The organism is Mycolicibacterium sp. 624, assembly GCF_040548615.1.
Classification (GTDB): domain Bacteria; phylum Actinomycetota; class Actinomycetes; order Mycobacteriales; family Mycobacteriaceae; genus Mycobacterium.
Window position 1 is genome coordinate 1,473,443 of sequence record NZ_JBEPRZ010000001.1, and the last position, 19,113, is coordinate 1,492,555.

At 66.0% G+C, this 19,113-nt stretch carries 22 protein-coding genes; 5 read left to right on the forward strand and 17 right to left on the reverse strand.

Translation table 11 applies throughout. From position 1 onward, the window contains the following. Window positions 1–195 precede the first annotated feature (195 nt). The 9 genes from ABIA65_RS06940 to echA20 all read right to left on the reverse strand — a co-directional run bounded on the left by ABIA65_RS06940 (window position 196) and on the right by echA20 (window position 8,143). Window positions 196–735, reverse strand: a complete 540-nt coding sequence (locus ABIA65_RS06940; RefSeq protein WP_354523039.1) for a hypothetical protein — start codon at window positions 733–735, stop codon at window positions 196–198. 93 nt (window positions 736–828) lie between these two features. Continuing rightward, window positions 829–1,941, reverse strand: a complete 1,113-nt coding sequence (locus ABIA65_RS06945) for an NDMA-dependent alcohol dehydrogenase (protein ID WP_354523040.1) — start codon at window positions 1,939–1,941, stop codon at window positions 829–831. A gap of 226 nt (window positions 1,942–2,167) precedes the next feature. Beyond that, window positions 2,168–3,067: a DUF1214 domain-containing protein gene (locus ABIA65_RS06950; RefSeq protein ID WP_354523041.1), complete on the reverse strand. Its 900-nt coding sequence runs from the start codon at window positions 3,065–3,067 to the stop codon at window positions 2,168–2,170. A 127-nt stretch (window positions 3,068–3,194) separates the two neighbouring features. Beyond that, a complete protein-coding gene (locus tag ABIA65_RS06955; RefSeq protein WP_354523042.1) occupies window positions 3,195–3,935 on the reverse strand; it encodes a hypothetical protein in 741 nt (246 codons plus the stop codon). After that, window positions 3,932–4,579: a SatD family protein gene (locus ABIA65_RS06960; RefSeq protein WP_241402907.1), complete on the reverse strand. Its 648-nt coding sequence runs from the start codon at window positions 4,577–4,579 to the stop codon at window positions 3,932–3,934. Before ABIA65_RS06960 ends, ABIA65_RS06955 begins: the two co-directional genes overlap by 4 nt. Before the next feature lie 46 nt (window positions 4,580–4,625). Continuing rightward, window positions 4,626–5,699 carry a (3aS,4S,5R,7aS)-5-hydroxy-7a-methyl-1-oxo-octahydro-1H-indene-4-carboxyl-CoA dehydrogenase gene (gene ipdC / locus ABIA65_RS06965; protein WP_241402909.1) on the reverse strand — a complete coding sequence of 358 codons (1,074 nt, stop codon included), beginning with the start codon at window positions 5,697–5,699 and terminating at the stop codon, window positions 4,626–4,628. 2 nt (window positions 5,700–5,701) lie between these two features. Then, window positions 5,702–6,451 (reverse strand): cholesterol ring-cleaving hydrolase subunit IpdB, encoded by a 750-nt coding sequence (gene ipdB, locus ABIA65_RS06970; protein WP_354523043.1) that lies wholly within the window; start codon window positions 6,449–6,451, stop codon window positions 5,702–5,704. Continuing rightward, complete coding sequence (ipdA, locus tag ABIA65_RS06975; RefSeq protein WP_354523044.1) at window positions 6,448–7,347, reverse strand: cholesterol ring-cleaving hydrolase subunit IpdA; 900 nt, start codon at window positions 7,345–7,347, stop codon at window positions 6,448–6,450. The genes ipdB and ipdA overlap by 4 nt, the downstream gene beginning before the upstream one ends. A 34-nt stretch (window positions 7,348–7,381) precedes the next feature. Continuing rightward, complete coding sequence (gene echA20 / locus ABIA65_RS06980; protein ID WP_241402915.1) at window positions 7,382–8,143, reverse strand: (7aS)-7a-methyl-1,5-dioxo-2,3,5,6,7,7a-hexahydro-1H-indene-carboxyl-CoA hydrolase; 762 nt, start codon at window positions 8,141–8,143, stop codon at window positions 7,382–7,384. Between the two features lie 65 nt (window positions 8,144–8,208). Between echA20 and ABIA65_RS06985 the strand changes: the two genes are divergently transcribed. Next, window positions 8,209–8,982: an SDR family oxidoreductase gene (locus ABIA65_RS06985; protein ID WP_241402917.1), complete on the forward strand. Its 774-nt coding sequence runs from the start codon at window positions 8,209–8,211 to the stop codon at window positions 8,980–8,982. Window positions 8,983–9,015: 33 nt separating this feature from the next. Then, window positions 9,016–9,921: an SDR family oxidoreductase gene (locus ABIA65_RS06990; RefSeq protein ID WP_241402921.1), complete on the forward strand. Its 906-nt coding sequence runs from the start codon at window positions 9,016–9,018 to the stop codon at window positions 9,919–9,921. Window positions 9,922–9,929: 8 nt separating this feature from the next. Here the strand turns inward: ABIA65_RS06990 and ABIA65_RS06995 are convergent, their stop codons facing one another. The 8 genes from ABIA65_RS06995 to ABIA65_RS07030 all read right to left on the reverse strand — a co-directional run bounded on the left by ABIA65_RS06995 (window position 9,930) and on the right by ABIA65_RS07030 (window position 15,456). Further along, complete coding sequence (locus tag ABIA65_RS06995; protein WP_354523045.1) at window positions 9,930–10,226, reverse strand: hypothetical protein; 297 nt, start codon at window positions 10,224–10,226, stop codon at window positions 9,930–9,932. Continuing rightward, window positions 10,223–10,756 (reverse strand): hypothetical protein, encoded by a 534-nt coding sequence (locus ABIA65_RS07000; RefSeq protein WP_354523046.1) that lies wholly within the window; start codon window positions 10,754–10,756, stop codon window positions 10,223–10,225. The genes ABIA65_RS06995 and ABIA65_RS07000 overlap by 4 nt, the downstream gene beginning before the upstream one ends. Next, window positions 10,756–12,117: an EspA/EspE family type VII secretion system effector gene (locus ABIA65_RS07005; RefSeq protein WP_354523047.1), complete on the reverse strand. Its 1,362-nt coding sequence runs from the start codon at window positions 12,115–12,117 to the stop codon at window positions 10,756–10,758. Before ABIA65_RS07005 ends, ABIA65_RS07000 begins: the two co-directional genes overlap by 1 nt. Before the next feature lie 96 nt (window positions 12,118–12,213). Then, window positions 12,214–12,666 (reverse strand): nitroreductase family deazaflavin-dependent oxidoreductase, encoded by a 453-nt coding sequence (locus ABIA65_RS07010; protein WP_241402926.1) that lies wholly within the window; start codon window positions 12,664–12,666, stop codon window positions 12,214–12,216. A 37-nt stretch (window positions 12,667–12,703) separates the two neighbouring features. Next, complete coding sequence (locus tag ABIA65_RS07015) at window positions 12,704–13,438, reverse strand: mycothiol-dependent nitroreductase Rv2466c family protein (protein ID WP_354523048.1); 735 nt, start codon at window positions 13,436–13,438, stop codon at window positions 12,704–12,706. Next, window positions 13,435–13,893: a nitroreductase family deazaflavin-dependent oxidoreductase gene (locus ABIA65_RS07020; protein ID WP_241402928.1), complete on the reverse strand. Its 459-nt coding sequence runs from the start codon at window positions 13,891–13,893 to the stop codon at window positions 13,435–13,437. Before ABIA65_RS07020 ends, ABIA65_RS07015 begins: the two co-directional genes overlap by 4 nt. Window positions 13,894–13,911: 18 nt before the next feature. Then, window positions 13,912–14,289 carry a DUF8021 domain-containing protein gene (locus tag ABIA65_RS07025; protein ID WP_241402929.1) on the reverse strand — a complete coding sequence of 126 codons (378 nt, stop codon included), beginning with the start codon at window positions 14,287–14,289 and terminating at the stop codon, window positions 13,912–13,914. Between the two features lie 3 nt (window positions 14,290–14,292). Next, the gene (locus tag ABIA65_RS07030) at window positions 14,293–15,456 is read right to left on the reverse strand and encodes a steroid 3-ketoacyl-CoA thiolase (protein WP_241402930.1); all 1,164 of its coding nucleotides are present in this window, start codon (window positions 15,454–15,456) and stop codon (window positions 14,293–14,295) included. 121 nt (window positions 15,457–15,577) lie between these two features. Here ABIA65_RS07030 and ABIA65_RS07035 point away from each other — a divergent pair, with 121 nt between their 5' ends. From ABIA65_RS07035 to fadE29, 3 genes are all read left to right on the forward strand, one after another. Continuing rightward, window positions 15,578–16,819, forward strand: a complete 1,242-nt coding sequence (locus ABIA65_RS07035; protein WP_241402931.1) for a cytochrome P450 — start codon at window positions 15,578–15,580, stop codon at window positions 16,817–16,819. A 63-nt stretch (window positions 16,820–16,882) separates the two neighbouring features. Next, complete coding sequence (locus tag ABIA65_RS07040; protein ID WP_241402932.1) at window positions 16,883–17,905, forward strand: acyl-CoA dehydrogenase family protein; 1,023 nt, start codon at window positions 16,883–16,885, stop codon at window positions 17,903–17,905. Then, the gene (fadE29, locus tag ABIA65_RS07045; RefSeq protein WP_354523049.1) at window positions 17,905–19,068 is read left to right on the forward strand and encodes an acyl-CoA dehydrogenase FadE29; all 1,164 of its coding nucleotides are present in this window, start codon (window positions 17,905–17,907) and stop codon (window positions 19,066–19,068) included. The genes ABIA65_RS07040 and fadE29 overlap by 1 nt, the downstream gene beginning before the upstream one ends. The last annotated feature ends 45 nt before the right edge of the window (window positions 19,069–19,113 follow it).

Here is a 19,113-nt window from a genome sequence, read left to right on the forward strand (position 1 = left end):
GCCCAACGATAGTGCTGCCGAAGCGACCATCGAAGTGCTTCGCCATTTGCTGTCGCCGCGATGCACGCGCCTTTTGCCCATCCTATTTACCCCTTTTGTCAAGCAATTTCGTTGCTGAATCAAGTTCCGGCAAGGACGTTAGACGGTGATGACATCCGCCGTGCGGAAAGCTGTGGAAAACCTGAGTGCAACAGCTCACAGTCCGCTGAGGCCGACCAAGGCCAGGCTGCCGAACGCCAGGATCCAGCTGGCAAGGCTGCCGACCAGGAAGTACTCGGTGACGTCATCGATGCCGACGCGCTCGGCGTTGCCGTCGCGGTCGCGCTTGGCGCTGATTTCGGGGAACCGGATGATGCTCTTGGCCGCCACCACCGCCGAGGCCATGGTTAGTTGTCCGCGCCCACCGAGCCGAGGACCAGTCGCACCACCTGGTTGGCCATCGCGAGTTGCGCCAGGAGCACGCCGTGCACCATCAGCGCGCGGCCCGGTGAGGTGTCCAGGCCTAACCGTGACGTCCAGCGCCCGACGAGGCCGCCGACATCGGATGGCCCAGCCGGACAACAGGATCAGCACCGCGACCGCAGTCCCGATAATCACCAGCGGCGTCGCCTGATGCCTGCCGGTGCACTCGGCGCGCACGCATGTCACCTGCCAGCCGACGGACGCGATGGCCGCGATCGCAAGCAGCACGAGGTCGCCGAGGTGCCAGAGCGCGGCCGGCAGCGCAACGCTCACCCGTACCGCCCGGGAATCCTTCTGGAGGCGTCGAGCGGTGACCGTGCCCCGTCTTACCGCATCTTGATCAAGGAATGGCCGGCCCGCGCCCCGTCAGTGGTCGTGAATGACCACACCGCGAAAGTTGCGCCCGGCGAGCATGTCGTCGTAAGCCTCGTTGATGTCGTGGAGTTTGTACTCACTCGTCACGGTCTCGTCGAGGAGCAGCTGACCGCTGCGGTACAGGTCGAGCAGCCGCGGGATATCCGCCCGCGGGTTGGCCTCGCCGTAGAGGCTGCCCAACAGTCGCTTCTGGAACAGCGTGAACAACGCCATCGGGATGGTCGGGGTGTCGTCGGCGAAGGCGGCGATCCCGGTGAGCACCACCGCGCCGCCCTTGCGCACCAGCTCGAGTGCCTCGCCGATCATCGGACCCTTCACCAGCCCGACCGTCAGTATCGCCGAGTCCGCCATGACGCCCTTGGTGAGGTCGGCGACCAGCGCTGTCGCCTCGGCCATCGATGTGGCGAAATGCGTTGCACCGAACTGGGTTACCTTGTCGCGTTTGTCCGCCACGATGTCGACGGCGATGATCCGCTCGGCACCCGCGAGCCGCGCACCCTGCAGTGCGCCGCTGCCGACACCGCCGCACCCGATGACCACCACGGTGTCGCCGGGGCGGACGTTGGCGGTGTTCACCGCAGAACCCCAACCGGTGGTGACACCGCAACCGATCAGGCACGCCCGCGACAACGGGATGTCGTCGTCGATCTTGACCAGCGAGGCGTCGGATACGACGCCGTACTCGGCGAACGTGCCAAGCAGAAGCGAGACGCTGATGTCCTGGGCGCCGATGTGCCTGCGGTAGGTGCCGTCCAACTGCGTCCCGCTCAGCAGCATCGCGCCCAGATCACACAGGTTCTGATGGCCGCTGGCGCACCACCGACACTTCCCGCACGCAGGCAGAAACGACGCGACGACGTGGTCGCCGGGTTTCAGGCCCCGGACACCGGGCCCGACCTCCTGCACGATGCCGGCGCCCTCGTGACCCCCGATGAACGGAAAAGGCGCGGGGAAGTCGCCGGTGCGTGGGTGGTGGTCGGAGTGGCAGAGGCCGGTCGCCTCGAACGAGACCAGGACCTCGCCCTCCTGGGGTGGATCGAGGTCGACCTCCTCGACGCTCCAATCACCATGCACGTTCCACAACACGGCCGCATTCATCTTCATGTGCTCGTCCCCCGCACAGTTGTCTGTGAGCCGAGTGTAGGAACGACGAGGCGCGGCGTCGGTGCTTTCGCCGCTTTGGTGGGCTTAGGAGCGTCGCGCTCACGGGTTCAATGCCTGAGTCAAACGAAGGGGAGAAGGCATTGCCTCCGGTTACACGCCCGAATCTCTACGTCGGGTCGTGGAACGGATTGCAGTACAACGAGTGTCACGCCATGACGCACAGTATTCAGTCAGTTGCGGGAGTCAGTTCGGGTAGCTGCCAGGTTCCATCGAGTATTGCGGCGTGCGGCCGGTAAAGCCGGACCAGGAAGTTCCATCCTTCGGGTGTCGCGATGGTGTTGGGCTTGTCGCCGGATCCGTTGGGGTCGAACCGGACTGTGACCGAGCCATCCGGATTCTTGACGCCGGTGACGCTGTTGACGGTGTACTGGTTCTGTTCGTTTGGCTCGAAGAATCCCCGTGCGTTGTACACCGAGACCGACCAGAATCCATCTACCGGAACGTCACGCAACGTGAGTGTCTGGACGTGGGGAGACGGCGTCGGGTCGACGCCGATATACGTGGCCTCGTCGGTGGGGAGTCCGCCCCAGCCGGCGGCGGTCCCGATGAGGTGGCGGATGGGGTCAACCTGATCGCGGGTACCGAATGTGTGGTCGAAAGCCTGGAGGCCCTTGGCCAGCGCGAGTAACGCGTCGCGTGTTGCGTCCATGCTCGTATCGTCGTAGTCCGGGTACACGAAGGGTGTGGCTGACCCGGATTCGAGTTTCAGTGCGTCCTGGAGTTGTGCGACTTCGGCGAGGTCGCTGTCGTCGAGAGGGTTGACGAGGATGCGTACGCCGACAAGCACATATGGCGTCGCGAACCGATCTACGGTGAGCCGGTAGGTGCCGGCGTCGTGGTAGACGTCGTTGATGAAGTGATCTTGGTTGACGATCATCGCCGAGAGGTAGCGGTCGCCAGAATCGGGGAGTGTCAGGATGGCTCCCGCGGATATGTCAACGATCGCGAAGCTGTACAGGGTGTCGCGATTGAGGCGGATCACGGTTTGCTGGTCAATGGGTGCAGGCTCGCGATTGTGCCGGAATGTGTTGACTCCGCCCGCATCACGTTGGATGTCGGCAAACATTCGGTCGGTCTCTGCTCGGACGAAATTGTCAACGTTGACATGCATTCCACGAGTATCCCCCGGACTGTTCCACATGGTGAGTACCGACTCCCGTGTCGGGATTCACGCCGGCGCCACACTCCGGCGATCAGTGCGCGGCTGCGACCAATGCCAGACCGCCGAACGCCAGGATCCAGCTGGCAAGGCTGCCGACTAGGAAGTACTCGGTGACGTCATCGATTCCGACGCGCTCGGCGTTGCCGTCGCGGTCGCGCTTGGAGCTGATCTCGGGGAACCGGATGATGCTCTTGGCCGCCACCACCGCCGACGCCATGGTCAGTTGGCCGGCCAGGCCCAGCCCGACGATCAGCAGGCGCTCCATCGGACCGAGCAGTCGGCCGCCCTTCAGCTGATCCGACGCCTGCGGCTGGCCGACGGGCTTGACCGCGCCCACCGAACCGAGGACCAGTCGTACCACCTGATTGGCCGTCGCCAGTTGTACCAGCAGCACGCCGAGCACCATCAACACGCGGTCTGGTGAGGCGTCCAGGCCTACCCATGACGTCCAGCGCTCGACGAGGCCGCCGACGTCGGATGCCCAGCCGGACAACAGAATCAGCACCGCGATAGCCGTCCCGAACACCACCAGTGGCGTCGCCTGATGCCTGCCGGTCCGCTCGGCGCGCTCGCATGTCACCTGCCATCCGACGCACGCGATGGCCGCGATCGCAAGCAGCACGAGGTCACCGAGGTGCCAGAGCCCGGCCGCCAGCGCGACGTCCACCAGGACTGCCACACCGATCAGCGGTGGCAGCCACGTCGTGCGGATCAGCCGTCGGCTGATGTCACCAACGCCGACAGCGATGAGCAACGCCGCCAGCATGCTCATCGGATCTCCGAGAGGTATTGCGAGGCAAGCACTATGAGGTCCAGACCGTCGCGGCTCACGCGCTGGGAGACCGCCGACGGGCTGATCTTCTCCGCGGCGGCGAGATCCTTCTTCGACCGGTTGGACATGAGACCTCTCAGGATGCGGATGGACCGTTCATCGAGTGATCCAAACATGTGATCCCGACACATCAGTGCGGCGTTGACGGTGTCGGCGGACGGTCCGTCACCCCCGACGTTGCGGTAGGTGATGCGCACGAGGGCGAGTCCCGGTTGCCGTTGTGCGTCGGCGGTCCACTCGATGGCTGCCCGCGCCGACCACCAGCCGGGGCCGTCCTGGATTCCGGTGGCTTCGTCGAGCACGCTGACCGCGCCCCACCCGATACCGAATCTGACGTCCACGTCAGGGGCGACCGCGAGACGCACCGCCCATGCCGCGGCGATGGCCTCGCCGATGGTGGCGTAGCTGCCCTGAAACTCGTCGCCGACCGTGAACGCCGGGGCGTCGATCGCGTTGTGGGCGACGGCGCGCAGGACTGCGGTCAGGTCGTGGTGCAACGCGCGCCGGTCGGCGGAGCCGCGCGAGTCCACGACGTCGCCGATCAGCGTCGCTCTCGATGAAGCTGACGGCTGCACATCGGCCATATGAAGACTATAGCTTAATTTGCACTAAATGAAGCTATTCACTTCACTATGGCTGAATGAAGGAGGACGCTTCAGTCAAGTGCCTCACGGCGTCGGCCACGATCGAGTCGATCAGCTCGGCGCACGATGGCAGGTCGCCGATGATGCCCGCCACCTGACCCGATGCCAGCACGCCGGCGTCGGTGTTGCCCTCGACGAGGCCGGCTTTCAGCAGCATCGGCGTGTTACCTGCCATCAGGACCTGCGACCACGTCAGTTCCTTGCCGTGCCGCATGGCCAGACCGTCGCTGATCATCGATTTCCAGCTGCGGCCGGACATCTTCTTGAACTTCTGGGCGTTGCCGATCGCGGCGCTGAACCCGCGCACGGGTGATCCGCTCTCCAGCTTCTCGACCAGGCCGGTTCGCAGCACGCGGTGCGGCATGCCGTCGACGCGGGTCGACACCACGGTGCCGTCCAGGCCGGCGTCCAGGTAGCGCTGCTTGACCGCGTCGGGCACCGTCGAGTCCGACGTCAGCAGGAACCGGGTCCCCATGCCGACGCCGGCCGCACCGTAGGACAGGGCGGCGGCCAGGCCGCGACCGTCGAAGAAGCCACCGGCGGCGATGACCGGTATTCCGGTGTCCTTGACGGCATCGAGCACCGAGGGCAGCAGCAGGGTGGTGGCCACTGGGCCGGTGTGCCCACCGCCCTCGCCGCCCTGCACCATGACCGCGTCGGCGCCCCAGCTGGCCACCTTCTTGGCGTGCTTGGCCAGCCCGACCGATGGGATCACCACGACGCCCGCATCTTTGAGCTTGGCGATCAGCTCGGGCTTGGGTGCTAAAGCGAAGGAGGCGACTTTGACTCCTTCGCGGATCAGGAGGTCGACGCGATCATTGGCGTCGCCGAGGTCGGCACGCATGTTGATGCCGAAGGGTTTGTCGGTGGTGGCCTTGACCTTGGTGACGGCGGTCTGCAGCTCCTCGAGCGTCATGGTGGCTGAGGCCAGGATGCCCAGTCCGCCGGCGTTGGAGGTCGCGGCGACCAGCCGCGCACCCGCGACCCAGCCCATACCGGTCTGCACGACCGGATGCTCGATGCCGACCAGCTCGGTCAGCGGTGTGCGCAGCTTGCCCATGATCAGACCTTGACTTCCTTGTCCCGCAGCGACTTGGGATCGATGACCTCGCGCAGCAGCCGCTGCTCTTCGTCGGTGGGCAGGCGTGTGGTGTCGGCGGAGTCCAGGCCGTGCACCTCGAAGCCGGTGTTCTCGGCGACCTGCTGGGCGTCGACGCCGGGGTGCAGCGACACCGCCCGCATCTGACGGTCGGGACCGTTGAAGTCGAACACGCCGAGGTTGCTCACCACCCGGAACACGTTGACGAACCGGTAGGCGGGGTTATCGGGATCGACCTTGTCCCAGCCGATGCCCGACACGATGTCGACGGTGTCGCCGAACACGCGCGTGGAGTGGCTGCCGACCCAGTAGCTGGTGGCGTGGTTGATGGTGTTGCCGGGCGCGCCACGGACACCGAACATCTGACGCTTCGGGTGCTGAACCGGGCCGAACGCCGACAGGTTCTGGTTGCCGTAGCGGTCGATCTGGTTGGCGCCCATGACGACGTGGCGCCGACCCCAGGCCAGCGTCTCGAAGACTCGGCCGAACGGCATCCAACCCTCGATGGCTCCCGTCGCACCGATGGCGGGGGTATCGGCCAGCAGTCGGGCCTCGCCATCGCTGAGCAGGATGTCGGGGGAGAACGTCAGACGGGCCAGGCGAGCACCGACGGACACGATGGTCGTCATCGGGCTGACCATGATCTCGCCTGCATCGCGGAACAGTTCGGCGCACGCGACGGCGCACACCTCGGCTCGGGTCACAGAGATCACTTGGACGCCTCCTTTGCGGCGGCTTGCTCTTCGGCGAACTTGCGGACTGCGGCCTGGTAGTCGGCCTCGCTGCCAGACAGGTATGTGGCGACAAACTCCTGCCACGTCTCGTCGGAGCCCGCGGCTTCGGCGTAGTGGCGTTGGAACTTCTCGTCACGCTTGTAATCGGGTTCGGCGGTGGTGAAGTGGGCTCCACCGGGTGCCTCGACGACGGAGTCGACCATCATCCGGTTGATCAGGAGTGCCTGCGGCGGCACCGACTTGATGAGTTCCTCGGTGGACACGACGCGCTCCACGCTCAGGAAGCGACGTTGCGCGGCCATCAGGTACAGGTCGTCGAAGTACGGGTCGATTCCGGTGTAGGCCGCATTGCCCTGTGCGTCACCGAGGTTCATGTGCACGAACGCCGCATCGAGGTTCAGCGCAGGCATCGCGATCAATTCCTCGAAGCCACCGTCAGTCTCATAGGGAGACTTCACCGTCTTCAGCTCGTCGCCCCAGAATGCTCGGACATCGCTGCCGAGTCCGGCGCGGATCGGCAGGAACGGCAGGCGCTGTGCCGCGGCCTGCAGTCCGCACCGCACCATGCCCTCGTCCATCTCGCGGGCCTCGATCGCACCGGTGGTGCGGGCCTTGGCGAACCAGGGGTCGTAGAACGGCGGCGAGTCCAGCGAGACGAAGCCGTAGTAGGCGCGCTTGACCTTGCCTGCCGAACACAGCAGTCCGAGATCGGGACCGCCGTAGGTCACGACGGTCAGATCGGTGACGTCGGTGCGCAACAGGGCCCGCACGAAGGCCATCGGCTTGCGCCGCGATCCCCAGCCACCGATGCCGATGGTCATACCGCTCTCAATGGACGAGACGGCCTCGTCCAAAGTGGTCCGTTTGTCTGCCATTACTTCCCCGCTCGCTTCGCTCGTGCCCGCCGAATCATGCCTTTTCGGATCCCTTCTTCGTTCCTGCGAACGCATCGCGGTGCTCGTCGGACACCCCGGCCAGGTTGAGTTCGAAGGTGAAGCCCTGTTCCATCCGGTACCTGGCGTTGACCGGCTGAACGTCGATGTAGTTGAGCGCCTCCTTGGCGGCGCGGATCACCCGGGTGTCCTTGCTGGCGATATCGCGAGCCACCCGAAGCGCGGACTCGTCGAGGTCCGCGCGCGGCACCACCTCGTGCACCGAGCCGAAGTGATGCAGGGTCTGCGCATCCACGGTGGCGGCTGTGTAGAACAGTCGCCGCATCATGTGCTGGGGGACGAGGCGCGACAGGTGGGTGGCCGCGCCGAGTGCGCCGCGTTCCACCTCCGGCAGCCCGAACGTGGCGTCATCGGAGGCGACGATGACATCGGCGTTGCCGACCAGTCCGATACCGCCGCCGACGCAGAAGCCGTTGACGGCCGCGACGACCGGCACCTCGCACTCGTAGACCGAGCGGAACGCGTGGAAGCAGCCGCGATTGGCGTCGATGAGCGCTGTGAAGCCCTCGGTGTTCTGCATCTCCTTGATGTCGACGCCGGCGTTGAAGCCGCGGCCCTCGGCGCGCAGGATCACCACGTGGGTGCTGCGGTCGCGGCCCGCCGCGGTGATGGCGTCGCCGAGTTCAAACCATCCCCGTGACGGGATGGCGTTGACCTTCGGATAGTCGACGGTGACCGAGACGATGCCCGGTTCGACCGTTTTGGTGGTGATCGTCATGCGAATACCTCAGCTACTCCGGGGGGTGGCTACCTAAGCAAGCACTTGCTTGGTACGCTAGCACAGTGACCGACGGGGCTGGAATCAATCTGCGACTGGATGGCCGGGTAGTTCTGGTGACCGGCGGCGTACGAGGGGTCGGCGCCGGTATCAGTGCCGTGTTCGCCGATCAGGGGGCGACCGTCGTGACGTGTGCCCGACGTCCTGTCGAGGGTTCGCCCTATGAGTTCCACTCCTGCGACGTCCGTGACGACGACTCGGTGAGGGCGCTCATCGACGCCATCGTCGGTAAGCACGGCCGCCTCGACGTCGTCGTCAACAACGCGGGCGGATCGCCCTACGTCCTGGCCGCCGACGCGTCGGCCAAGTTCAACAGCAAGATCATCGAACTCAACCTCCTTGGCCCGCTGTCGGTCTCGCAGCATGCGAACGCGGTCATGCAGAACCAGGACAGCGGCGGGACAATCGTCAACGTCTCCAGCGTCAGCGGAGGTCGGCCAACCCCGGGCACCGCCGCCTACGGTGCGGCCAAGGCGGGCGTGGACAACCTGACCAAGACGCTGGCCGTGGAGTGGGCGCCGAGGGTTCGGGTGAACTCCGTCGTCGTGGGGATGGTCGAGACCGAGCAGTCCGAACTCTTCTACGGCGATGCCGACTCGATCGCGGCGATCTCACGCAACGTCCCGCTTGGCCGGTTGGCCAAGCCGACTGACGTCGGCTGGGCGACCGCATTTCTGGCCTCTGACGCCGCGTCCTACATCAGCGGCGCATCGCTCGAGGTGCATGGCGGTGGCGAGCCGCCGCACTACCTGTCCACCACCACTGCTGACATCAAATAGCGCATTCTTCAAACATTGAGGGAGACAACGAATATGGGACTGCTTGACGGACGTGTGGTCATCGTGACAGGCGCGGGTGGCGGCCTCGGCCGGGCGCACGCCCTGGCATTCGCCGCTGAGGGCGCTCGTGTCGTGGTCAACGACATCGGTGTGGGACTCGATGGATCGGCCGCAGGTGGCGGTAGCGCCGCGCAGGGCGTCGTCGATGAGATCGTCTCCGCCGGTGGGGAAGCCGTCACCAGCGGGGCGAACGTCGCCGACTGGGCGCAGGCCGAGGGTCTGATCCAGACCGCCGTCGACGCGTTCGGTGGGCTCGACGTGTTGGTCAACAACGCAGGTATCGTGCGGGACCGGATGTTCGCCAACACCAGCGAGGAGGAGTTCGACGCCGTCACGGCGGTTCACCTCAAGGGACACTTCGCCACGATGAAACACGCCGCTGCGTACTGGCGGGCGCAGTCCAAGGCGGGGAACCCGGTCGACGCGCGCATCATCAACACCAGCAGCGGTGCCGGTCTGCAGGGCAGCGTGGGGCAGGCCAACTACAGTGCCGCCAAGGCGGGTATCGCCGCGCTGACACTGGTCGCCTCGGCCGAGATGGGCCGCTACGGCGTCACCGTCAACGCCATCGCACCGTCGGCGCGCACCCGAATGACCGAGACCGTGTTCGCCGACATGATGTCGACGCAGGAGTCCGCGTTCGACGCCATGGCGCCGGAGAACGTCTCACCGCTGTTGGTGTGGCTGGGCAGTGTCGAGTCCCGCGAGGTCACCGGCCGCGTGTTCGAGGTCGAGGGCGGCATCATCCGCGTCGCCGAGGGCTGGGCACGCGGGGGCGAGGTGGACAAGGGTGCCCGCTGGGATCCCGCCGAACTCGGCCCCGTGGTGTCGGACCTGCTGGCCAAGTCGCGGACGCCGCTGCCGGTCTTCGGGGCCTGATCTGCGCGCTAGGCCACGTACATGGTGAGGAACAGCAGGGCCATCGTGACGATGTAGATCGCCATGCAGATGCGGGTGATTCGTCTGCGTCGTGCTGCCGGGAACACGGCCGGCAGCACGACCGCGAACAGCAGTCCCGAGATTATGCCGACCACGGTGCCGAACATCAGACCGAAGCCGTGCGGGTCCGAGGCCGGATCGGTTGAGAGCACCGAACTGGCAACGATGTACACACAAAACAGCCAGAGCACCCCGGCCGCCGCCCCGAACAGTCCGGCGGTGACACGTGCGATGACGGCGATCATTCCTGCGCCGGGTCATCGGTGCAGGTCGCCAGGAAGGTCTTGCCGTCCTGTTCGGCGACCTGAGCGGGGTTGAGCCAGCCCACATCCTGGAACCAGTAGGTGTCATTCGGATGGTCGGATGACCCGTCGATCACCTCGGCGATCTGTGCGGTGGAGCCCCATCCGCCGTCGCCTCCGTAGACGGAGATGCGTACCGAATCCGCACTGCGCCAGTCGAAGTCAGCGGGTAGCGGCTTGGTGGCCTGCAACCCCGGGTAGGGGCCGCCCACCGTGAGGTGCTCAGCGTCGAAGGCCGCGTTGCCGGGTGCGCGGAGTTCGAGTTCAACCTCACCCGGCTCGAAGTACAGGCTGAACGCCGTGGCTCCAGAACATGGAGAACCCGTCCAGATCTGCAGGTTGCCGTCCGTGACACGCGCGCCGAATGCCGGCCGCAGCGACGGGGCGAACGGGGCCGTCTGTTCCCAGCTGTCCTGGCCACAGCCAGCGATGAGCGCGACGACCATCGCGATCAGCGCAGCACCACGACGCATCAGTGATACCCCCCGTCGGACAGCCCGGCGTCCTCTTCGAGTCTGTTGGTCTTGCCGAGGACCTTCTCGCGGAAGATCTCCCAGCCGTACTCCCTGAGCATGGTGCCGTAACCCTTGTCGGCCCACTGCTGTGAATGGCGTTCCTCGTGATGAAGAATCCGATCGAGATCGAGCCGGCCCTGGCGCCCATTGCCGTCCTCCGCCGGGTACCACATCTGGCCGGACTCGGCGACCTGTTTGAGTTGCTGCGCGGAATCACTGGGGTCGTCGATGTTCAGCATGAAGATGTCACCCCAGGTGGAGCCGCCTGCCTCGCTGTACAAGTCCTGTAACTGGTTGCCGCCGAGCCCCATTAGCATTCCGTTCGGCGTGGTCATCAGTCGACCGCCGTTGCTGTCCACGAAGCCGACGTCCTTGTCGTAACTCCAGGAGTTCGCTTCCTGCCGGTCGATGATCCGCTGGACCTCGTCGGCGGAGTACGGGGTCTCCGCGAAGTCCTTCGTGCCCGGTGAATCGCCATAGTCGGTGCCCGCGTTGAGGACATAGGTCATCAGGACCGCCTTGCGCGCATCCTCACCCGAGGTGCCCTTGGGGATGAGGAAGAACGACTTGCCGTCCTTGTCGGTGACCTTCTCCATACCGTTGAGCACGTTGAAGCTCTCCGGGGTGATGTTGTGTCGGCGGGCGATGTCGACGATGACCTCCGGTGGCACACCCTGGCGTTGGGCGTTCTCGAGCCATTCCCGGTAGTAGCCATCCGGCGGTGGGCCGTCGAGCAGACCCGCCTCGCGCAGGGCCTTCTCATACGGGTCCTGGGGTTCGGCGGGCTTGTCACCGTCCTTGCCGCGCTGATCGCCGTCCGCGAATCGCTGGTCGCCCAGGGCCCGGTACTCCGCGTCGAGGCCGCGGATCCCGGCACCGATGGCGTTCAGCTCGCCGTTGGACCGCGAGACGATCTGGGCGACCTCACCGAGGCCCTTCTGGACGATCGGCAGCAGCATCCGCTCGCCGGCCGCGTTGCGGGGAACCGCGTTGGCCGCATCCAGCACCCACTTGCGGACCGCGTCGAGGTCGGCCCGTCCGGTGGTGACCACCGCAGCTGTCCTGTCGATCTGAGTGCGCAGGCGCTGGTCCAGACCTCCGAGTTCGCCGATCACCCGACGGTGCTCGGTGTTGACCGCGTCATATGCAGCGGACGCCGAACCCGTCCACCGGGATCCGGGCGCCGCTGCGCTCAGGTCGGATTCGAGTTGGCCGAGTTGGCTGCTGGCGTCGAATGGTTCGCCCGTCTGCGGTGAGCCCTGACCGAAGGTTGTCCGCGCGCTCGACCAGGTCGACGTGAACGCGTCCAGCACACCCATGCGCGCCTCCCCAGCCCGCCGTGGCGAGCGGTTCGCCAGTGATCCCATTCTCCCATGGCCCGCGGCGCCGGAAAGCGCGAATCTGCCGCGCCGAACTCAGGGTTCGCAGACCACCAGTGGAATCACCCGGTCGGCGGCGTCGCGATAGTTCTTGTACGGCGGATACATCTTGATCAGCACCGGCCAGTACCGCCTGCGTTCCTCGTCTGTCGCGTCGCGGGCCGTCATCGTCAGATGCTCGTCGCGAACCTGCACGCGCACTTCGGGATTGGTCTTCAGGTTGCGGTACCACATGGGGCTGCCGTCGCGGCCACCGAAGGATGCGGGTAGCACCACCCTGGCGCCGTCGCGCAGATAGAGCGTCGCGGTGGTTCTCGGCAGACCCGACTTACGGCCGGTCGTGGTGAGCAGTGCGGCTGGGAACCACAGGAGTTTCGCGCCCAGCCTGCCATTGGTGCGCCGGTACACCGCGATGTGCGCGCGCGTGAAGTACTTCAGCAGCAGCGCCAGCAGCGTCGAGTTCCGGATCCAATCCGAGATACGGCCCATGTCCCTGCTTAGCCGGGAGCGGCACTTCGCAAACGCGCTACTTCTTCGTCCGCCGGCTGCCGCCATGCCAGTCCTCCTGTGTGCCGACCGCATCGGGGTCGACGCCGAAGCTGGCCAGCTGCGGCCGTTCGCGCAGGCTGCGCTTTATCTCGGCGAAGCCGGGGAACGCCGCCAGCCCGACGACGTGGTCCCACAACACGCCCGCGTCGGCCTCATCGGGCAGTCGACTGATCACCGGACCGAAGAACGCGGTACCGGCCGGTGGTTCAAAGTGCAGAATCGGGGTTCCGACGTCGCGTCCCGTCAGGGACAGCGCCTCCTCGGTCTCGGCGCGAACCTCGTCGTCGAGGCCTGTGTCATCGAGCGTGTCGGCCAGATCCGTTGGCAGGCCAACCGCACTCAGGACGGGCTCCAACATGTGCCGCGCACCCTGATCGGATGCCGACAACGGGTCGACGGCGCGCGATGTGTCGAAGATGCGGGTGCCGATCGCCTCATACAGGGGGCCGACGGCAGCGCGGCCGTGCTCGGCGCGCACGCGTGCGGCCACTCGAAGCAGCCGGAGCCCTGCGGTGTGCCCAGCCTCGTACTCGGGTGGGAAGTGCGACGCGTAGTCGATGTTCGCGTTGAGGATTCGCAGCGAGATGAAGCGCCAGTCCACCCGATAGTCACGCTGTGCGGCGACCACCCGCACCCACTTGCTCGTCAGCCAGGCGAACGGGCAGACCGGGTCGAAGTAGAAGTGCAGGTCGGCGGGAGCGTCGGCGCTCATGCCGGCTCGCAGACCACCAGCGGGATCTTGCGCTCGGTCCAGGACTGGTAGTCGTCGTAGGTCGGGTACATCGCGACGAGCTTGGGCCAGTACAGGTTCCGCTCATCCTCGGTGGCCTCGCGGGCGGTCAGGACGAGCTTCTCGTCCTTGATCTCGACGGTGACCTTCGGGTTGGCGCGCAGGTTCAGGTACCACATGGGGTGTTTGTCGCTGCCGCCCTTGGAGGCGGCCACGATCACGCGGTCGCCGTCGCGAAGGAAGTACAGCGGGCTGACGCGTGGCTCGCCGGTCTTGCGGCCGATGGTGGTCAGCAGCGCGACCGGGATGCCCTGGAAGTTGCCGCCGAGGCCCTCGCCCTTGTTGCGGCGGTACATGAAGGTGTTGATGCGAGACATCCACTTCACGGCGAAGTCGCCGAACGCGGTGTCCATGTACTTGGGGCGTGATTTCGGCATGGCGCGATCCTAATCGCGTTACGCGCGGTGCAGGAAGGGGTGGAACCGGACCCGGATGTGGTGGATCAGCCCGTCACTCGCCGGGATGAGGAACGTCTCGTCGACGTGTGCCGCCACGCGTGTGCCGCCCACCGAGAACTTGGTGAGCACGTCGTAGCGGGCGTTCACCTCGTCGCCGTCGATGGTGTAGTCGGCCGGGGTGGTGGCCCCGATGACGCGGTACTGCGGGCCGCGATTCAAGCTGCGCCGCAGGTGATTTCCCGAGAAGCCGTTCTTCATGCCCTGCTCGATCCGAGTGCACTGCGGTGCGAACGGAACAGCGTCCCCATCGTGGGTGACGAGCGCGTCTATGTAGGCCTTCGCCGCGGCGATGCGCTCGGCATCGGAAACGGGCACGGGTTAGATTCGCTCGATGATCGTGCCGGTGGACAGTGCGCCGCCCGCGCACATCGTGATGAGCGCGGTGCTCTTGTCGGTGCGCTCCAACTCATGCAGCGCCGTGGTGATCAGGCGGGCACCGGTGCTGCCGACCGGGTGACCGAGCGCGATGGCACCGCCGTTGACGTTCACCTTGTCCATGTCCGGGTTGTGCACCCGGGCCCACGACAGGACCACCGATGCGAAGGCCTCGTTGATCTCGACGATGTCGATGTCGCCCATCTTCATGCCGGCCTTCTCCAGCACCTTGGCGGTCGACTGCACGGGCCCGTCGAGGTGGTAGTAGGCCTCCGACCCGACGTTGGCCTGGCTGACGATGCGGGCGCGCGGCTTCAGTCCGAGCGCCTTCGCCTTGTCCTCGTCCATCCACAACACGGCCGCCGCGCCATCGGAGATCTGCGATGACGTGCCTGCGGTGTGGATGGCGCCCTCCATGACGGGCTTCAGCGCCGCCAGGCCCTCAAGCGTGGTCTCGCGCAGTCCCTGGTCGCGGGTGACGGGCGCCCGCTCGGACGTCGGCCGCTTGTTCTCGTCGAGAACCGGCGCGACGATGGGCGAGATCTCGCGGTCGAACCGACCCTCGGCCCAGGCCACCTTGGCCTTCTGCTGCGAGGCGAAGCCGAACGCGTCGATGTCCTCACGGGTGATTCCGCGCCGCTTGGCGATCCGCTCGGCGGCGGTGAACTGATCGGGCATGTCGATATCCCAGGACGCGGCCCGAATGATCGAGCGGTCCGGTCCCGCGTTGGCGCCGAGGCCCACGCGGCTCATCGCCTCGATGCCGCAGGCGATGCCGATATCGATCGCGCCGCCCGCGATGAGGCCGTGGACCAGATGGTTGGCCTGCTGCGCGCTGCCGCACTGGCAGTCCACCGTGGTGGCACCGACGTGCTCGGGCAGGCCCGCGGTCAGCCAGGCGACCCGGGTGATGTTGTTGGACTGCTCACCGAACTGGGTGACGCAGCCGCCGATGAGCTGCTCGACGTCACCGGCGTCGATGCCGGCCTTGGCCACTAGAGCCTTCTGGACCTCGCCCAGGAGTTCGGTCGCGTGCAATCCGGATAGCCAACCGTTGCGCTTGCCGATGGGGCTGCGAGTGGCTTCGACGATGACAGGGTTACCCATCTCGCCAGGCTAGAACACGTTTCATAAGTCTGACAAGCTGCGATGTCGCCACGCCTTTGATCTGCGGTGAACCCATGTTTTACTGGCACTAGAACACGTTGCAATTGAGGAGAGCACCCCTATGGCACCCCCCATGATTCCGGCAGACTTCGACTTCCTCGACGCGAATCTGAACCTCGAGCGCCTTCCGGTCGCTGAACTCGCCGAGTTGCGCAAGTCAGAGCCAGTGCACTGGGTCGACGTGCCGGGCGGAACCGGCGGATTCGGGGACAAGGGCTACTGGCTGGTCACCAAGCACGCCGACGTCAAGGACGTGTCCAAGCGCAGCGACGTCTTCGGCAGCTCACCCGACGGAGCCATCCCGGTCTGGCCGAAGGAGATGACGCGCGACGCCATCGACCTGCAGCGGGCCGTCATGCTGAACATGGACGCGCCGCAGCACACCCGTCTGCGCAAGATCATCTCGCGCGGTTTCACGCCGCGCGCCGTTGGGCGGCTGGAGGCCGAACTCGCCGAGCGTGCCCAGAAGATCGCCGAGACCGCGGCGGCCGCGGGCTCCGGCGACTTCGTCGAGCAGGTCTCCTGCGAGCTGCCGCTGCAGGCCATCGCCGGTCTGCTGGGCGTGCCGCAGGAGGACCGCGACAAGCTGTTCCGCTGGTCCAACGAGATGACCGCCGGTGAGGACCCGGAGTACGCCGATGTCGACCCGGCGATGTCGTCGTTCGAACTCATCACCTACGCGATGAAGATGGCCGAGGAGCGCGCCAAGAATCCCACCGAGGACATCGTCACGCAGCTGATCGAGGCCGATATCGACGGCGAGAAGCTGTCGGACGACGAGTTCGGCTTCTTCGTCATCATGCTCGCGGTGGCGGGTAACGAGACCACGCGCAACTCGATCACCCACGGCATGATCGCGTTCTCGCAGAACCCCGATCAGTGGGAGCTATACAAGAAGGAGCGCCCGGGCACCACGGCCGACGAGATCATTCGCTGGGCCACACCGGTGTCGGCGTTCCAGCGCACCGCGCTCGAGGATGCCGAGCTCTCGGGTGTGCAGATCAAGAAGGGCGAGCGGGTGGTGCTGTCGTACCGCTCGGCGAACTTCGACGAAGACGTCTTCGACGATCCGCACAGCTTCAACATCCTGCGCGACCCGAACCCGCAGGTCGGTTTCGGCGGCACCGGCGCGCACTACTGCGTCGGGGCGAACCTGGCGCGGATGACCATCAACCTCATCTTCAATGCGATCGCCGATCACATGCCGGATCTCAAGCCGATCGGTGAGCCCGAGCGGCTGAAGTCGGGCTGGCTCAACGGCATCAAGCACTGGCAGGTCGACTACACAGGCGCCAAGGCGTAGCCAGCACTTACGCTTTCAGGGTCGCCGCGCGCGGACGTGGCGCACGAATCAAGGAGGATTCGGGTGGACTTCAGTCCAGACGAAGGTCAGCAGGCCGTTACCGACGTGGTGGCCTCAGCGCTCGGCCGTGACAACAGCTGGAACGCGCTCGTCGATGGCGGTGTCATCGCGTTCGGTGTTCCCGAGCGGCTCGGTGGCGACGGGCTCGGCCTGCCGGAGATCACCTCGGCGCTCACCGAGATCGGCAGACACGGAACCGTCAGTCCAGCACTGGCGACCCTCGGCCTCGGCCTTCTGCCGCTGCTCGATCTGGCCTCCGAGGAACAGCAGGACCGCTTCCTGGCCGGCGTGGCCAAGGGCGGCGTGCTCTCGGCGGCGCTCAACGAGCCGGGCGCGTCACTGCCGGAACGGCCGGCGACTGTCCTGGCCGACGGCAAGCTGTCGGGCACCAAGATCGGCGTCCCCTTTGCAGCACTTGCAGATTGGCTCGTCGTCACGACCGACAGCGGTGTCGTCGTCGTGTCGGCCAAGGCCGACGGCGTGACGCTCACCCAGTCTCCGACGTCCAACGGATCCGATGAGTACTCGGTGACGTTCGCCGGGGTGGCCGTGCCCGATACCGACGTGCTGGTCGGCGCGCAGGTGCACCGTGTGAACCAGCTCGCGCTGGCCGCCATCGGTGCGTTCGCGGCGGGCCTCGTCGCGGGTGCGCTGCGGCTGACCGCAGACTACGTCGCCACCCGCGAGCAGTTCGGCAAGCCGTTGTCGACGTTCCAGACCGTCGCCGCTCAGCTGGCCGAGGTCTACATCGCATCGCGCACGATCTCGCTGGCCGCGACATCGGTGGTGTGGCGTCTGTCGGAGGGGCGTGACGCCGAGGAGGACCTCGACGTGCTGGGTTACTGGCTGGCGTCGCAGGCGCCGCCCGTCATGCAGATCTGTCATCACCTGCACGGCGGCATGGGTATGGACATCACCTACCCGATGGACCGCTACTACTCCACGATCAAGGATCTGACCCGACTGTTGGGCGGTCCCTCGCTTCGTCTGAACCTTCTTGCGGCCTCCAATCTGGTGGGAGCGTAATGCACATCGAACTGACTCCGGAGCAGCGTCAGCTGCAAGCCGAACTGCGACAGTACTTCTCGACTCTCATCTCGCCCGAAGAGCATCAGGCGATGGAGTCCGACCGGCACAACGAGGCCTACCGTGCCGTCATCAAGCGGATGGGATCCGACGGCAAGCTCGGCGTGGGCTGGCCCAAGGAGTTCGGTGGGCTGGGGCTGGGGCCGGTCGAGCAGTCCATCTTCGTCAACGAGGCAGCGCGCGCTGATGTACCGCTGCCCGCGGTGACGCTGCAGACCGTCGGCCCCACGCTGCAGGTGTACGGCAGCGAGATGCAGAAGAAGAAGTTCCTACCCGCCATCCTGGCCGGCGAGGTGCACTTCGCGATCGGCTACACCGAGCCCGAGGCGGGCACCGACCTGGCGTCGCTGCGCACCACCGCGATCCGTCATGGCGACGAGTACATCGTCAACGGCCAGAAGGTCTTCACCACGGGTGCGCACGACGCCGATTACATCTGGCTGGCGTGCCGCACCGACCCGGATGCCGTGAAGCACAAGGGCATCTCGATCCTCATCGTCGACACGAGGGATCCGGGCTACTCGTGGACACCGATGATCCTGTCCGACGGTGCCCACCACACCAACGCGACGTACTACAACGACGTCCGGGTGCCCGCTGACATGGTCGTCGGCGAGGTGAACGCGGGCTGGCGCCTGATCACCACGCAGCTCAACCACGAGCGCGTCATGCTCGGCCCCGCAGGCAAGGTGGCGTCGATCTATGACCGGGTGCACGCATGGGCTTCCAAGCCCGGCGGCAACGGCGTGACGCCCATCGAGAATGACGACGTGCTGCGCCTGCTTGGCGAGATCAAGGCCATCTGGCGGATCAACGAGCTGCTCAACTGGCAGGTCGCCGCGGGCGGCGAGACCATTGAGGTCGCCGACGCCGCGGCCACCAAGGTGTTCGGCACCGAACGCATCCAGAAGGTGGGCCGGCTGGCGGAGGAGATCGTCGGTGCATACGGCAACCCCGCCGAGCCCGAGACCGCAGAACTGCTCAAATGGCTTGACTCACAGACGAAGCGCAACCTGGTCATCACCTTCGGTGGCGGTGTGAACGAGGTGATGCGGGAGATGATCGCCGCATCGGGCCTCAAGGTTCCGAGGGTTCCCCGATGAGCGCTTGCGCGAAGAGCCGAGGACACCGATGAGCGCTTGCGCGAA